This is a genomic window from Brevibacterium yomogidense, from assembly GCF_900163715.1.
In the GTDB taxonomy this organism is placed as follows: Bacteria; Actinomycetota; Actinomycetes; order Actinomycetales; family Brevibacteriaceae; genus Brevibacterium; species Brevibacterium yomogidense_A.
The window spans coordinates 392,034-406,861 of sequence record NZ_FWFF01000001.1 but is presented as its reverse complement, the minus strand read 5'-3'; the positions used below and the strand labels follow the sequence as shown (position 1 = coordinate 406,861).

Genomic DNA, 14,828 nt, shown 5'->3' with positions numbered 1-14,828 from the left:
CTGACCCGTCACGGATGAACTTGACCGGTCACTTCTGCACAGAATCTCGCTGGAATCTGTGCAGAAGTGACCGGTCAGTCGTGTGGACGAGCGATTGGACCCTCGCAGCGGTCCGGGGATGTCAGCCCAGGGGCCGAGCCATCTCAGCTCACGCGCGACACGATGCGGTCCCAGGCGTGGGTCAGGCTGCCCCAGCCGCGGTTGTCGCTGCCTCCCCCGCCGTTGCCATTCCCGTCATCGCCATTGCCGTTGTCGCCACCGGGACCCGGAACCTGCGGCGGATCCACGGTGAAGCCCGGGCTGGGGGTCGACGGGGATGGGCTGGGGGTCGCCTCTTCCTCGGCGACCGTGATGGTCACCGTCGAGCCCTGATCGACGTCCGTGCCTGCGGGCGCGGCCTGCTCGAAGACTTCGCCGGCCTCGTGATCGCCGGTCTCCTCCTCCTCGACCGAGCACGAGAGCTGGTACTCGTCGCCCTCGAGCGTCGTGCAGGCCTCTTCCTCCGTCATGCCGGTGACGTCCGGAACCTCGACCTGACCTGATGACAGGACGAGGTCGACGCTCGACTCCCGGGGGACCTCGGTGCCGGCACCGGGACGGGTCTCCATGACCTCGCCGCCGGGCACGTCGGGGGAGTTCTCCTCGATGTTCGAGCCGGCGGTGAGCCCCGCGTCGCCGATCTTCTGGCGTGCGAGCGACTCCGTATCGCCTGCGACCTCCGGCACCTCGATGCTGTCCGGTCCGGTGGAGACGAACATCGTGATGCGATCGCCCTCGGAGACCTGGGAACCGGAAGCGGGATCGGTCTCCACGACGTTGCCCTCGTCGATCTCGTCGTCCGCCTGGTCCTCCCTGCCGACGACCAGCCCGAGCCCCTCCAGATAGGTCTCCGCCTCGTTCGCCTCGCGGTCGGACATGTCCTCGAGTGCGAAGGTCTGAGGCTCCTGCTCTGCATTCATCGTGTACATCCACAGACCCAGGCCGGCCAGCACGAGTGCCAGGAGAGCCCCGCCCACCCACAGCCAGGTGCGGCTCTTCTTCTCCTCCTGCTGGTTCTCCTCGATCTCGCCCAGCATCCCGGTGTGCGGACCGGGCTGCTGTTCGACCGCCTGCGTGGGCGGCGCATCGGCCCACGCCGCAGCCGGTGCGGATGCCGCCATGAGCTGAGTCGCGGGACCCTCGCCGTCGATCGACAGCGGGCGACCGTCACGAGCAGCCAGGGCGTCCTCGCGGAAGGCGTGCGCATCCTGGTACCGCGAGTCCCGCTGCTTGTCGAGGCCGTGCATCACCAGACGGTCGATCGCCGGCGGGATGCTGGGGACGAGCGTGGACGGTGCCTGCGGCGCCTCGCCGACGTGCTGATAGGCCACGGCCAGCTGGGAATCGCCCACGAACGGCGGGCGTCCGGTGAGTAGCTCGTACAGCAGGCACGCGGTCGAATAGAGGTCGGAGCGCGCGTCGACGACTTCGCCGCGCGCCTGCTCCGGCGACAGGTACTGGGCGGTGCCCACGACGGACTGGGTCTGCGTGAGCGACCCGGTGTCCTCGAGCGCGCGGGCGATCCCGAAGTCCATCACCTTGATGTCGCCCTCGGGCGTGAGCATCACGTTCGCCGGCTTGATGTCTCGGTGGACGATGCCGTTGCGATGGCTGTACTCGAGCGGTGCGAGCACCCCCGCCGCCACGTCGAGTGCCTCGGTGGCCGTGAGGGGACCGTGCTCGGACAGGACCTGGCGAAGGGTCTGTCCCTCGACGTACTCCATGACGATGAACGGGACCGTGATCGTCCCGCCGCCGGGCTCCGCGAACTGCTCCTCGCCGGAGTCGTACACGGACACGATGCCCGGGTGGTTGAGGCTGGCAGCGGACTGCGCCTCGCGCTCGAGCCGGGTGTGGAAGCTGGGATCGCGGGCGAGGTCGGAGCGCAGCAGCTTGATCGCGACGCGTCGGCCCAAACGGGTGTCGACGCCCTCGTGGACCTCGGCCATACCGCCGCGGCCGATGACCCGTCGGATCTCATAGCGATCGGACAGCTTGCGGACCTCGCTCATGGATGGCCTCCGTTCGCTGCATCGGTGCGGAAGTTCTCCGAACCGAACTGCACGTCTTCATCGCCGCCGCCGTTGCTGCCGCCGTCGGAGCCGGAACCAGCGCCGTCGTCGGATCCTGAACCGCTGTTGCTCCCAGAATCTGAACCGCCGTTGCTGCCGCCGTTCGAACCGGCGTCAGATTCCGCGCCGGGATCGGAACCGCTGTCACTGCCGCCGTTCGAACCAGAATCGCTGTTGGTACCTGAGCCACCGCTGCTGCCGGAGTCGCTGCCGGAACCGGAGTTGGAACCGCCGTTGCTGCCGGAATCGGATCCCGAGTCGCTGCCGCTGTCGGAGCCGCTGCTCGAGTCCGAGCCGCCTTCGCTGCCGCCGTCCGATCCGGAATCGCTGTCGGAGTCGGATCCCGAATCGCTGCCCGGCTCCTCCGGTTCCGGTTCGGGCTCAGGCGCCTCGGCGGGGCCGGAGGACACCTCGATCGTGATGGTGTCGCCCTCGGAGAACACGTAGCCGTTGTTGCCGGAGCGGACGTTCGTCACGGTGCCGGCGGCCTGCTGAGACTCCGCCTCCACGGACTCGACGACGAGCCCCTGCTGCTCGAGGTTCCGCGTCGCCGTCCCCTCGGACTGGCCGACGTAGTCGTTCGGGTCGATCTCGATGGTCGCGTCTTCCTCGGTCGACTCCGCCGTGGGCGTCGTGGTCCCCGTGGGCTCCGGCTCGCCGGGGGATCCGAAGAAGATCCACCCGACCCACACCAGTCCCGCGATCACCAGCGCGATGAGCACGCCAATGGTCACCTTCATCCCGGTGCCCATCTTCTTGTCGTCCTCGTCGAGCTCCCCTTCGGGATTCTCATCGAGTTCGCCCTGCTGCGGAAGCGCGCGGGTCTCCGTCGTGGGTGCGGCTGCCGGAGCTGCCGCCGCCGAGGCCGCCGCCGGGTCCATGACCCGCGTCGCCTCGTCACCGGGCTGGTGGAAGGCGCGCGTGACGGCGTCCGAGGCGGCCGCACCGGCAGCCGCGCCCGCGAGCATCTGCGGAACTGCGGCCTCGGCGCCGGCGGTGTCTCCGGAGCGCAGCGATCGGGCGGCCTTCGCGAGTGCCTCGCCGGAGTCCGGGCGCTGGTCCTGCTTCTTGCTGAGCAGACTCGCCACGAGCCTGCGGATCGGTTCGGAGACCGTGTCCGGCAGTTCGGGTGCAGTCGTATTGACCTGGGCGATCGCGATGGCGACCTGCGAGTCGCCGGTGAACGGGCGACGCCCGGCCAGCGCCTCGTACATGATGATGCCCAGCGAATACAGATCGGACTTGGGCGTGGAGCCCTTGCCCGTGGCCTGCTCGGGTGCGAGGTACTGCGCGGTGCCCATGACCTGGCCGGTCTTGGTCAGCGGAGCCTGATCCGCGACGCGCGCGATGCCGAAGTCGGTGAGCTTCACGCGGAAGTCCGGCGTCACGAGGATGTTGCCCGGCTTCACATCGCGGTGCACGACCCCCGACCGGTGGGCAGACCCCAGCGCCTCCGCGGACTGTGCGATGAGCTCGAGGACATCGTCCTCGGGCAGCACTCCGTTGCGGTCGATGAGCGCGGACAGCGGCTCACCCGGCACGTACTCCATGACGAGGTAGGGCGAACCCGTCTCCTCGCCGTAGTCGAACACGGAGGCGATCCCGGGGTGGGACACAGCACCCATGCTGCGCGCCTCCGCGCGGAACCTGTCGAGGAAGCCCTGATCGCTCAGGTACTCCTCCTTGAGGATCTTCGCCGCGACCTCCCGGTCGATGACCTTGTCGCGGCCCTTCCAGACCTCGCCCATTCCTCCGACGGCGATGCGGCTGGTGAGGTCGTAGCGTCCTCCCAGCACGGTTCCCGGCTGTGGCCTCATCCGTTGATCACCGCTTCCATCACATTCTTCGCTATCGGTCCGGCGACGCGGGCTCCCGATGCTTCACTGCCGGCGCTGCCGCCGCTCTCCACCACCACGGCGACTGCGACCTCCTGGTCATCCTCCGTCTTCGCGAACGAGGTGAACCACGCGTGCGGCGCTGCGCCCTCCGCGTGCTGGGCCGTGCCCGTCTTGCCGCCAACCTCGGCTCCGGGGATCTGAGCCACCTGGCCCGTTCCACTGTTCACCTGTTCCACCATCATGTCTGTGAGCTGCTCCGCGGAATCGGAGCTGACCGCCCGCGAGAACTCCTGCGGCTTCAGCTCGGAGATCGAATCGAGCGTGCGGGAGTTGCGGACGTTGTCGATGAGCTGGGGCCTCATGACGACGCCGTCGTTCGCGACGCCGGCGGACACCATCGCCATCTGCAGCGGGGTCGCGCGGACCTCGAACTGGCCCAGCGCGGACTGCGCGGTCTGGGGGGCGTTGAGCTCGCCGGGGAAGGAGGACGGTGTCACCCGCAGGGGGATCGTGAGGTCCTGGCCGAAGCCGAACTTCCGTGCCTGCTCCTCCAGCGCGTCGCCGCCGACGTCCATGCCCAGCTGGGCGAAGGAGGTGTTGCAGGAGACGACGAGTGACTGCTGGAGCGTGATGGAGTCGCCCGCGCCGCACGAGCCGCCGCCGGAGTTGCGGATCGTCGCGCTGGTCTCCGGGAGGTCGAGCTCCGCGGGGCCCTCGAGCTCCGAGTCCTTCGTGTAGTCGCCCGATTCGAGTGCCGCTGCCGCTGTGATGATCTTGAAGGTCGACCCCGGTGGGTAGAGGTTGCCGCCGATCGCCCGGTTGTAGGCCGGGTTGTCGGGGTCGTCGATGAGCGAGTTGTAGGCGCCCTGCGCTTGCTCGGAGTCGTGCGAGGCCAGCGCGTTGGGGTCCCAGCCGGGCGTCGACGCCAGTGCGAGCACGCGGCCCGTCTTGGGGTCGATGGCCGCGACGGCGCCCTTCTGGCCGCCCAGGCCCTGGTATGCGGCGGTCTGCGCGGCGGGATCGATCGTGAGCTCCACAGCGGCGCCCATGGGCTGCTCGCCGGTGAAGATCGAACGCACCTTGTCGTAGAAGAGCGCGTCGTCGGTGCCGGACAGGAGCCCGTTCTCCGTGCGCTCGAGCCCACTGGCGCCGGACACGACGGAGAAGTACCCGGTGAGGCCCGCGTACTGCTCCGCGGGCAGGCTGTCCGCGCCGTAGGTGCGTTGGAACTCGTACGTCGAGTCCGTCGGCACCGAGTACGCGACCGGGGTGCCGTCGACCAGGATCGGGCCGCGCTCCCGTGACAGCTCGTCGATGATCGTGCGGTTGTTGAGCTCATGCTCGCTGAGCGACTGCGCCGCGAAGAACTGGACGTAGCTCGTGGAGCCGAAGAGGAGCGCGAACATCACGAGCCCGACGACGGAGACGTGCCGGAGTGCCTTGTTCATGCGCGACCCCCTTCCGAGGTGTGGTCCGTGCCCGGGCGGTTCCCCGAGGGGGGCTGGTTCACCGGCTGGGGCTGGCTGCCTGCGTGGGGCTGGTTCCCTGAGTCGGGCTGGCTGCCCGCGTGGGGCTGATTCCCCAGTCGAGGATGGATCATGGTGTCGGCCTCCGCGCTGTCCGCTGACGGCGCGTCCTCCACGGCCAGCGTCGGGAGCACGCCGGTGGCGAACTCCTCCTGGGGCCGGCGGGCGTTGTCGCTGATGCGCAGGAGCAGTCCGATGATGATCCAGTTCGCGACCAGCGAGCTGCCGCCGTGGGCGAGGAACGGCGTGGTGAGGCCGGTGAGCGGGATGAGCCGCGTGACTCCGCCGATGACGATGAAGCACTGCAGCGCGATCGTGAAGCTCACGCCGGTGGCGAAGAGCTTGCCGAACCCGTCGCGGGAGGCGGAGGCGATCTTCATGCCGCGCTCGAACAGGAGCACGTACAGCAGCAGGAGGGCGAACAGCCCGATCATGCCGAGCTCCTCACCCAGCGACGCGAAGATGAAGTCGGAGTTCGCGTAGGGGACGACCTGGGGCCGGCCCTCGCCGAGCCCGTTGCCGAGCAGTCCGCCGTCGGACATGCCGAAGAGTCCCTGCACCAGCTGGTACGAGCCGCCGGGGGTCTTGTTGTACTCCTCCGACGTCAGGGCGTTGAGCCAGCCGTCGATGCGCTGCTGGACGTGGGAGAAGAGCTGGGTGGCGACCAGCGCGCCCGCGGCGAACATGCCGAGCCCCAGGAAGATCCAGGTCTTCTTCGCCGTGGCGACGTAGAGCATCGCGACGAACAGGCCGAAGTACAGCAGGGATGTGCCCAGGTCGCGCTGGAAGACGAGGATGCCGACGCTCGCGACCCAGGCGATGAGGATGGGGCCCATGTCGCGCAGGCGCGGGAACTGCAGCCCCAGGATCTTCGGGCCGGCGAGCACCATCTGGTCGCGGTAGGCGACGAGGTACCCGGCGAAGAAGATCGCCAGGAGGATCTTCGCGATCTCACCGGGCTGGAACGACATCGGGCCGATGAAGATCCAGATGCGGGCGCCGTTGACCGTGCGACCCAGCCCCGGGATGAGCGGCAGCAGCAGGAGCACCAGCGCGGCGAACCCGGAGGTGTAGGTGTAGCGGCGCAGCAGCCGGTGGTCGCGCAGGAACACGATGACGAGCGCGGCCAGCACGGTGCCCAGGGTCATCCAGACCAGCTGGGAGGTCGCCGCGCTGCTCTCCAGCGCCATGTCGATGCGGTAGATCATCGCGAGCCCGATCCCGTTGAGCAGGACCGCGATGGGCACGAGCACGGGGTCCGCGTAGGACGCGCGCCACCACACGACGACGTGGAGCGCCACGCCGAGCACGGCGAGCCAGATCGTGTACGAGTAGACGTTCGCCGGGATCTCGTCGGTGGTGCCCACTCCGACGAGCGCATAGGCGCCCGCGGATATGACGACTGCGAGGAGGATCAGCAGGAGCTCTGAGACACGGTGCTTCCTCGGTCCGCGGACGGCGCTGGACGGGGAAGGCATGGTCATCTCTCCGCCTCTCCCCGGTCCATCGTGGCGCCGTTCCGGGCTCCGGACGTCTCCGATTCGTCTGCGACGCCTCCGGAGACGCCGTTCTCTCCCGACGGCGACGGCGCGGGGTCCTCGCCCGTCTGCTCGGTGGTCTCGCCTGCGACGGAGCCGGCGTTGCGGGTCGCCTCCGCACGGAGCGTGTCGACGACGTCGGTCGCCGCGTCGCGGGAGTCGGCGGGGATCGTGGCCTCGAGGCGCTGCTGCGAGAACGTCGACAGGTCCGTGACCGTGACGTCCGTGCTCTCCTCGAGCGACGAGAGTTCGATGGGGCCCAGCGACTGCGGGAGGCCCTGGTACACCGCGACCGTCCCGTCGGACGCTGCGACGTAGTACTGGGACTGCACGTAGCGCCACCCGGACAGGGCTGCCACGACGATCGCCAGGACGACGACTCCGGCGATGAGGACGGTGATCCACGGGCGGCGCCGGCGCGGGGACTCGTCGCCCCAGTCCGCGAGGTCGGCGTCCTCGTCCCAGTGGTCGTCGTCCCGCACGGCCGACCGGGCGCTGCGCGGGGCGGTGGCCGCCTCGTCGGGCGGCACCTCGGTGTCCTCGGGATCGTCCGCCGAGGTGCGGGTCGCCGTGGCGGTGGCGGTCGCGGCCGGAGCTGCGAGGGCCGCGGTGGTCGCGTCCGTGTCGTCGGATCCGGACGTCGCCGCGCTCGGCGGTTCGGGCGGGGGAGTGGCGAGGCCCTCGATGGGGACCGTGGGGGCCTCCACCTCATCGAAGATGACGTCCATCTGACCGGTGTCGGTGCTGTCGGTCCTCTGGCCGCCCAGGAGTGCGTAGGACGGATTGACGCGGACGGAGCCCACCGCCTCGCCGAAGTCGTCGATGTCGACGTCGTCGGACGGATCGAGGACGTCCCCGACCACGACGGTGACGTTGTCCCCGCCGCCGCCGGCCAGCGCCAGCTCGATGAGCCTCTCGCAGCAGTCGCCGGGATCGGCGACCGTCGCGAGGGTGTCGTGGATGTCCTGCATGGACGCGAAGCCCGTGAGTCCGTCGGAGCACAGCATCCAGCGGTCGCCCGGCACGGCGTCGTGGAAGGACAGGTCGAGTTCCGGGGCCGCCCCGACGTCGCCGAGCACGCGCATGACGACGCTGCGCTGGGGGTGGGTGTCCGCCTCTTCGAGCGTGATGCGGCCCTCGTCCACGAGCATCTGCACGAAGGTGTGGTCCTGCGTCACCTGGATGATCTCGCCCTTGTGCATGACGTAGGCGCGGGAATCGCCGATGTGGGCCAGCGCCAGCCGGTCGCCGGCCTGCAGGAGAGCCGTGACGGTGGTGCCCATGCCTGCGAGCTCGCTCTGCTCGACCACGGCGCGGCCGATCTGGTCGTTAGCGGCGAGGATCGCGGCCTTGAGGTCGTCGAGGACCCTGCCGTCGTGGTCCGCTTCGTCGAGGAAGGTCAGGCGGCTGACGGTGATCGCGGAGGCGACGTCGCCGCCGGCGTGACCGCCCATGCCGTCCGCGATGAGGAGGAGGTGAGCGCCCGCGTAGCCGGAGTCCTGGTTGTTCTTGCGCACCTGGCCGGTGTCCGAGCGCGCTGCGAAGTGGAAGGTCGGCACGCTGGAGTGCGGGGAAGTGGTGCTCTGTGCGTTCACGCGCGCAGCTCCATCGTCGTGTGACCGATCGTGATCGGCATGCCGGGCTCGATGCGTGTGGGCTGCGTCAGGCGCGTGCTCCCCACGTACGTCCCATTCGTCGAGCCCGCGTCCTCGACCACCCAGGCACCGGCCTGGGGGTAGATGCGGGCGTGGTGGGATGAGGCGAAGTCGTCCTCGATGACGAAGCCGGAGTCGTCCGCCCGCCCGATCGTCAGCTGTCCCGCGGACATGAGCAGGGAGAACCCGCTCTGCCGTCCGGAGGTCACCACGAGCGTGGGTGAGGAGCTGAATGCGGACTGCTGCTGCGGCTGTGCTGCACCGTGCGCGGCGGCGGCCGGAGCCTCGGCAGCGGCGCGCCCGCGTCGGCGGTCCCGGCGATTGCGGGCGACACGGGGACCGAAGAGGTCCTGCCGCAGCACTCCCGCGATGAGGAAGACGAAGAGCCAGAGCAGTGCGAAGAGTGCGAACCGCAGCACTGTGACGGTGAACTCACTCACTGAAGCGGCCTGCCTCGGAGTAGGTGACGGGGGTGTCGCCGGCGGTGAGCACGGAGCCCTCCGACAGCGAGACGGAGCCGATGGGGCGGCCGCTCATGTGCGTGCCGTTCGTCGACCCGAGGTCGGTGGCGACCGCCTGGTCGCCGGACACGGTGATCTCGAAGTGCCGGCGCGACATGCCCGGATCGTCGATGACGACGTCCGCGCTGTTCGCGGAGCGACCGAACACGGTGGTCCCCTGGGAGAGTCGGTGGACCTGTCCCTGGGCGGTCACGGTGGGGGTGAAGGCAGGTCGTGCGGGACGTGCCGGGGGCGCGGCCGGGGCTTCGGTCGGGGCGCCGCGACGGCGGCTGCCCGGGGCCTCGGGAGCGGGGTGTGCGTGGGCGACGCTCGGTGCCGGTGCGGCGGCCGGTGCGCGCTGCGGGGAGGCCTGGCTCTGCGGGGCGGAGACCGGTCCCGACTGCGCTTCGTACTGCTCCGGGACCACCGGGTTGGAGCGGGACGGCGGATCGTAGCCGCCGCGGTTCGCGGGCTGGGCCGCCGGTGAGCCGTCCGGGCGGCGCGTGGTCGCGCGTACGCGGTACATACCGGTGTCGAGGTCGTCTGCGACCTCGAAGGTCACCGCGACGGGCCCCACGAAGCTGTAGCCCTGCTCGATCGCATGATCGCCGACGACCTGTCGCAGGTCCTGGCGGAGCTCGGATGAGACGGGACCCAGGCGGTCCAGGTCCCCGCTGGACAGCTCCACCGCGTAGGAGTTCGCGGTGAGTGTCCGTCCACGGGACACGACGGCGGCGCGATTGTCCGCCTCGCGGCGCAGGGCCGAAGCGAGTTCGACCGGTTCCACCTGAGAGCGGAACGCGCGCGCGAAGGCACCGTTGACCACGCGGTCGATTCCGCGTTCGAAACGGTCGAGAACCCCCACGACGCCTCCTTTCCGAGTTCAGTCTGTCTGCCGGGTCACACCGGCGACGGGCACAGGTGAGCGCTGCGGCGCACGGCACATCAGCACTCCATGCTAACGCGACGATCCTGAGTCCTCACCCTATGCGTGCTGTGCGCATCAGGGCATCGGGGCTGGTGGAGCGATCCGATCCGCATGTGCGCGCCTCAGGTGGCGGGTTGGACGGCGGCACCTGAGAATGTGTCTGTGAGATGTCCGGCAGGTGAATGGCGGCTGGAGTGGGGTGCGCCGGGATCTCGATTGGTGCGATGGCCCGTCTTGCTGGTAATGTCTCCGTCTGTTGTCACTCGCGCGAGTGGCGGAATTGGTAGACGCGCTGGCTTCAGGTGCCAGTGTTCGAAAGGACGTGGGGGTTCAAGTCCCCCCTCGCGCACAGCAGGGGAAGGCCCCGGAACCGAAAGGCTCCGGGGCCTTCGTGCTTGTCTCTGGTTATGGACCTCTCGATGAAGCTCGAAAGCTCAACATGCGCACAGATTCGACGCCCGGATGGTGTGGATGCTGAGCACTCGAATTCGGGTTTCGGGCTCGGACCCTGGGTTGCCTCGGGTCCGGTTGGCCCCGCGCTCCGCGCTCCGCGCCGCGCGCCCCGCGCTCCGCGCCCCCGGGCTGCGGCCTCGGCGCCTCGTGCCGGTGACGGCCGCTCAGGTCCGTCGCGTCGCGCGCTCGTGCTCCGCTCCCATGTCGCGGAGGATGGTCAGCAGGCGCTCCGCGGCCGGATGGTGGCGCACGGAATCCTGCACGTAGGCGACGATGATGCGTTCGGCGTCGGGGCGGACCAGCCTGCGGGCGACGACGGTGTCCGGCAGGTCGCGGGCCGCGAGCGCGGGTATCACGCAGATGCCAGCACCGCTGGCCACGAAGGCGATCGCCCCGCGGTGATCGGCCGCCTGGACGACGGATCGGGGTGCGACCCCCGCCGCCCTCCAGACATCGGCGAGGATGCGGGCCTCGACGCCGTCGCCCACGTACTCGCGGATCCAGGGGTCCGCTCCCAGGTCTGCGGCGGTCACTTCCTCGTCGCTCGCGCAGCGGTGATCACGCGGCAGGATCGCGACGAACGGGTCGCGGGAGATCTCGATCCGGGTCACCCCCGGGGGCACGTGGGCCGCTGGGGTGTCGCGCTCCGTCCGGATGTCGATGTCAGGCCGCTCGGTCGACACGGGCGGATCGGTGAGCTCGATGAGCAGCGTCGTCGTGGGGAACTCGTCGCGCAGCCGGGCTGCGATCGACGGCAGCCAGTACTCTCCGGCGGATGCGAGGGTCCCGACCGTCAGCGACCCGGTGTGGCCGATCCTCAGGTCATCGATGAAGCGGTCGACCCGGCCCAGTGCGGCGAGCACCTCCTGCCCCTGATCCGCGAGTCTCCTGCCGTGCGCGGTCGGCACGATCCCGCGGCCGGACTTCTCGAAGAGGCGCAGCCCCGTCTCCCGCTGGAGGATCGTGAGGTGCTGGCTCACCGCGCTGGGAGTGAAGGACAGGGCGTCTGCGGCGGCCCGCACGGACCCCGTCGCGACGACGGAGCACAGCACGCGCAGGCGGTGGATGTCGACCATGCCTCAAGCATAAGCAGGACTGAACGATGCGCAAGGAAGCGTCGCTTGTCCTCAGGTGTCAGCGGGAGGATCGTAGAACTGTACGAAGAACCGGACCCGGAGGGAGGGGCCATGCTGACCGCAGTTCTCACCATGACCGGAGCGACGGCGGCGCTGTACTACTTCGCGCGGGGGCGGGCCGTCTGCCCTCTTCGTGAGCGCCTGCCGCTCGATGAGCTCGACGGCGGCGACATCCTCCACACCATCAGCCGCGGGTGGGCGGTGCCGGACATCCGGCGGTACTGACGCGGCTCACCGCAGGCCGAACACGGGCACGTCACTGCAGGCCGAGCACGGGCACGTCACTGCAGGCCCAGCACCGCGGTCGCGATCGTGAAGTACAGGATGAGTCCCGTCGCATCGCAGAAGGTGGAGATGAACGGGTTGGAGAACACGGCGGGATCCGCGCCGATCCGCTTCGCGATGATGGGCATCAGCCCGCCCACGGTCGCGGCCATGATGCAGACCGACAGGAGCGTCAGCCCGATCACGATCCCGATCGCCCAGCCGTAGACCAGGCCGGCGACCGCGAAGCCGAGGGCGCCCAGGACGGATCCCAGCAGCGCGCCCACGCGCAGTTCGCGCCAGATGACGCGGCCGAGGTCCCGGATCCGCACCTCGCCCACGGCCAGTGCGCGGGTGACGGTGGTCGCCGCCTGGTTGCCCGTGTTGCCGCCGGTGCCGGTGAGCAGGGGGATGAAGAGGGCGAGGACCACGACCTGGTCGAGCCGGTCCTCGTACACCTCGAGCACCTGCACGGTGAGGATCGCGGAGACGGCGAGCACCAGCAGCCACACGATGCGGCTGCGGACGATGCGCAGGATCGAGCTGGAGAGGTACGAGCGGTTCAGGGGTTCGGAGCCGCTGCCGCGCGCCACGTCCTCCGCGTCCTCCTCGTCGATGATGTCGAGGACGTCGTCCATCGTGAGGATGCCGACGATCCGCTCCTCCTCATCCACGACCGGCATGGCGATGAGCCGGTGGGAGAGGAATTCGCGAGCTGCTCGTTCACGGTCGGTGAGGGCGTGGACGCTGAACGCATCGCGCACCAGGTCGCCCACGGCGGTGTCGGGTGCCGTGGTCTCCGCTTCGAGGAGGTTGCGCAGCGAGACGACGCCCGTGAGGACACGACCTGCGCCGACGACGGGGAGCAGGTAGACGGTCTCCGGGCCGTCGATCCGCGCGCGGACGACCTCCATCGCGTCGGCGGCCGTCCAGTCCGCGTGGAGGTTCAGGACCTCGGGGGACATGTAGCGGCCGATCGCGTCCCGGGGATAGCCCAGGACCGCGGCGGTCATCTCGCGCTCGTTCGCGTCGAGTCCACTCATGAGGTCGGACACGACGCGCGCGGGGAGCTCGCCGAACAGATCGGCGCGGTCGTCGGGGTCCAGGCCGTCGATGATCTGGGCGACCTCCGGTTCCCGGAGGTTCTGGAGGAGCTCGGCCTGATAGTTCGGCGGCAGCCCCTCGAACACCGCGAGCGCATCGTCCTTGTCGAGCACGCGGAAGAGCACGGCGGACTGCAGGGGCATCGTCGTGTGGACGAGCCGTGTGAGCTCCTGCCGCTCGACGTGGGGAGCCAGGTGGGCGATCGCGTCGACGCTCTCGGAGTCCATGCGCCCGGAGAGCGCCCGGTCGAGCGCGTCTGCCGCGGCCTCAGCCGTCATCTCTGTCATGCGACACCCTCCTCGCGATCCGACCCCTCACTGTACGGGGGCGCGGGTGCGGCGGCACGCGCGCCCGACGGTGGGCCGTCGAGGCGAACCATTGACACACGCAATGCGCAACCATATGGTTGTACGTATGGTGGATGTCATGCAGAGCGACGCGGAGGTCGACCGGATCTTCCGGGCGCTGGCTGATGCGACGCGGCGCGACATCGTCCGGCGGACGCTGTCCGGTCCCGCGAGCGTGTCGACGCTCGCGTCGGACTACGACATGTCGTTCGCCGCCGTGCAGAAGCACGTGTCCGTTCTGGAAGGGGCTGGACTCGTGAACAAGGAGAAGAAGGGCCGGGAGCGCCTGGTCCGCGGCAACCCGGAGATGCTGGCGCGTGCCAGGCACCTCCTCGACGAGTACGAACAGATCTGGCGCGGCCGCATCGCCCGCCTCGACGCGCTCCTCGACGACGAGCAGCGCTGATGACTGGAAGGTCCTCCCATGCCCATCACATCCATTGACCAGAACGCAGAAGACCTCACCCTCACGATCACTGCGGACTTCCCCGTTCCCGTCCGCCGGCTGTGGGACGCGTACGCGGATCCGCGGCAGCTGGAGAAGTTCTGGGGACCCGTCGGGTGCCCTGCGGTCTTCACCCGCCATGACCTCACGACCGGCGGACGCTCGCACTACGCCATGACACTGCCCGACGGCTCCGTCTCACGCGGGTATTGGGAGTTCGTGGCGGTGGATCCGCTGCGCTCCTTCGAGGTCCGCGACGGATTCGCCGGTGAGGACGGCGTGCCTGCCGCGGACATGCCCAGCATGCGCATGGTCTTCGTCTTCACGGAGACGGAGTCCGGCTCCCGGCTCACGACGACCACGTTCTTCCATTCGGCCGAAGAGCTCGAGCAGCTGCTGGAGATGGGAATGCTCGAAGGCACGAAGTCGGCCATGGGGCAGATCGACGATGTGCTCGCCGACCTGGTGTCGTTCGCGGCGGGCCGTGGGACGGAGATCCAGATCCTCGACGACACGACGGTGCGCGTGAGTCGCGTGATCCGCGGCTCCATCGACCATGTCTGGCGCGCCCACCACGACCCCGCGCTCATCCGCCGGTGGATGCTCGGTCCCGACGGCTGGACGATGCCCGTGTGCGAACCGGCGCAGAAGGTGGGGGACACCTACCGCTATGAATGGGAATCCGATCAGGGGACGGACCGCTTCGGCTTCACCGGGGAGGTCCTCGCATCGGTGCCGCCCGCACATGAGACCGCGACCGAACAGATGATCGGCACGGACGGTCCGGGCGCCACCAACGAGATGACGCTGACCGCGGTCGACGGCGGCACCCTGCTGGCGACCGTCATCACCTACCCGTCGCTGGAGATGCGCGACATGGTGCTGGACACCGGCATGGTTGACGGCATGGAGTCGAGCTACGCCCGCATGGAGTCCGAGGTCCTCGCGGCGACCTGACCAGGGCATGGCTGACCAGCGCACGA

12 protein-coding genes and 1 tRNA gene are annotated in these 14,828 nt (G+C 69.4%); 4 read left to right on the top strand and 9 right to left on the bottom strand.

The features are described from left to right. Positions 1 to 143 precede the first annotated feature (143 nt). Genes pknB through FM105_RS01615 form a run of 7 tightly spaced genes read right to left on the bottom strand, consistent with a single transcriptional unit; the run spans position 144 to position 10,033 of the window. Positions 144 to 2,051, bottom strand: coding sequence for a Stk1 family PASTA domain-containing Ser/Thr kinase (pknB, locus tag FM105_RS01645; RefSeq protein ID WP_087003682.1), 1,908 nt, complete (start codon positions 2,049 to 2,051; stop codon positions 144 to 146). Continuing rightward, a complete protein-coding gene (locus tag FM105_RS01640; RefSeq protein ID WP_087003680.1) occupies positions 2,048 to 3,928 on the bottom strand; it encodes a protein kinase domain-containing protein in 1,881 nt (626 codons plus the stop codon). Before FM105_RS01640 ends, pknB begins: the two co-directional genes overlap by 4 nt. Next, a complete protein-coding gene (locus FM105_RS01635; RefSeq protein WP_087003676.1) occupies positions 3,925 to 5,397 on the bottom strand; it encodes a peptidoglycan D,D-transpeptidase FtsI family protein in 1,473 nt (490 codons plus the stop codon). The genes FM105_RS01640 and FM105_RS01635 overlap by 4 nt, the downstream gene beginning before the upstream one ends. Next, complete coding sequence (locus FM105_RS01630; protein WP_256970142.1) at positions 5,394 to 6,959, bottom strand: FtsW/RodA/SpoVE family cell cycle protein; 1,566 nt, start codon at positions 6,957 to 6,959, stop codon at positions 5,394 to 5,396. The genes FM105_RS01635 and FM105_RS01630 overlap by 4 nt, the downstream gene beginning before the upstream one ends. Next, on the bottom strand, positions 6,956 to 8,608 hold the full coding sequence (locus FM105_RS01625) for a PP2C family protein-serine/threonine phosphatase (RefSeq protein WP_256970141.1): 1,653 nt from the start codon (positions 8,606 to 8,608) through the stop codon (positions 6,956 to 6,958). The genes FM105_RS01630 and FM105_RS01625 overlap by 4 nt, the downstream gene beginning before the upstream one ends. Further along, positions 8,605 to 9,108, bottom strand: coding sequence for an FHA domain-containing protein FhaB/FipA (locus tag FM105_RS01620; RefSeq protein ID WP_087003673.1), 504 nt, complete (start codon positions 9,106 to 9,108; stop codon positions 8,605 to 8,607). Before FM105_RS01620 ends, FM105_RS01625 begins: the two co-directional genes overlap by 4 nt. Next, positions 9,101 to 10,033: a DUF3662 and FHA domain-containing protein gene (locus FM105_RS01615; protein WP_087003670.1), complete on the bottom strand. Its 933-nt coding sequence runs from the start codon at positions 10,031 to 10,033 to the stop codon at positions 9,101 to 9,103. The genes FM105_RS01620 and FM105_RS01615 overlap by 8 nt, the downstream gene beginning before the upstream one ends. A 328-nt stretch (positions 10,034 to 10,361) precedes the next feature. On the opposite strand from FM105_RS01615, the gene FM105_RS01610 reads away from it, so the two are divergent. After that, positions 10,362 to 10,445 (top strand) — tRNA-Leu (locus tag FM105_RS01610). 268 nt (positions 10,446 to 10,713) lie between these two features. Here the strand turns inward: FM105_RS01610 and FM105_RS01605 are convergent. Next, positions 10,714 to 11,625: a LysR family transcriptional regulator gene (locus FM105_RS01605; RefSeq protein ID WP_087003667.1), complete on the bottom strand. Its 912-nt coding sequence runs from the start codon at positions 11,623 to 11,625 to the stop codon at positions 10,714 to 10,716. Between the two features lie 111 nt (positions 11,626 to 11,736). Here FM105_RS01605 and FM105_RS14615 point away from each other — a divergent pair, with 111 nt between their 5' ends. After that, a complete protein-coding gene (locus FM105_RS14615) occupies positions 11,737 to 11,910 on the top strand; it encodes a hypothetical protein (protein ID WP_179207011.1) in 174 nt (57 codons plus the stop codon). Positions 11,911 to 11,966: 56 nt separating this feature from the next. Here FM105_RS14615 and mgtE read toward each other — a convergent pair whose 3' ends face one another. Beyond that, complete coding sequence (mgtE, locus tag FM105_RS01600; RefSeq protein WP_087003664.1) at positions 11,967 to 13,340, bottom strand: magnesium transporter; 1,374 nt, start codon at positions 13,338 to 13,340, stop codon at positions 11,967 to 11,969. Between the two features lie 139 nt (positions 13,341 to 13,479). Between mgtE and FM105_RS01595 the strand changes: the two genes are divergently transcribed. Then, a complete protein-coding gene (locus FM105_RS01595) occupies positions 13,480 to 13,806 on the top strand; it encodes an ArsR/SmtB family transcription factor (protein ID WP_256970140.1) in 327 nt (108 codons plus the stop codon). Positions 13,807 to 13,824: 18 nt separating this feature from the next. Further along, a complete protein-coding gene (locus FM105_RS01590) occupies positions 13,825 to 14,802 on the top strand; it encodes an SRPBCC family protein (protein WP_087003662.1) in 978 nt (325 codons plus the stop codon). The last annotated feature ends 26 nt before the right edge of the window (positions 14,803 to 14,828 follow it).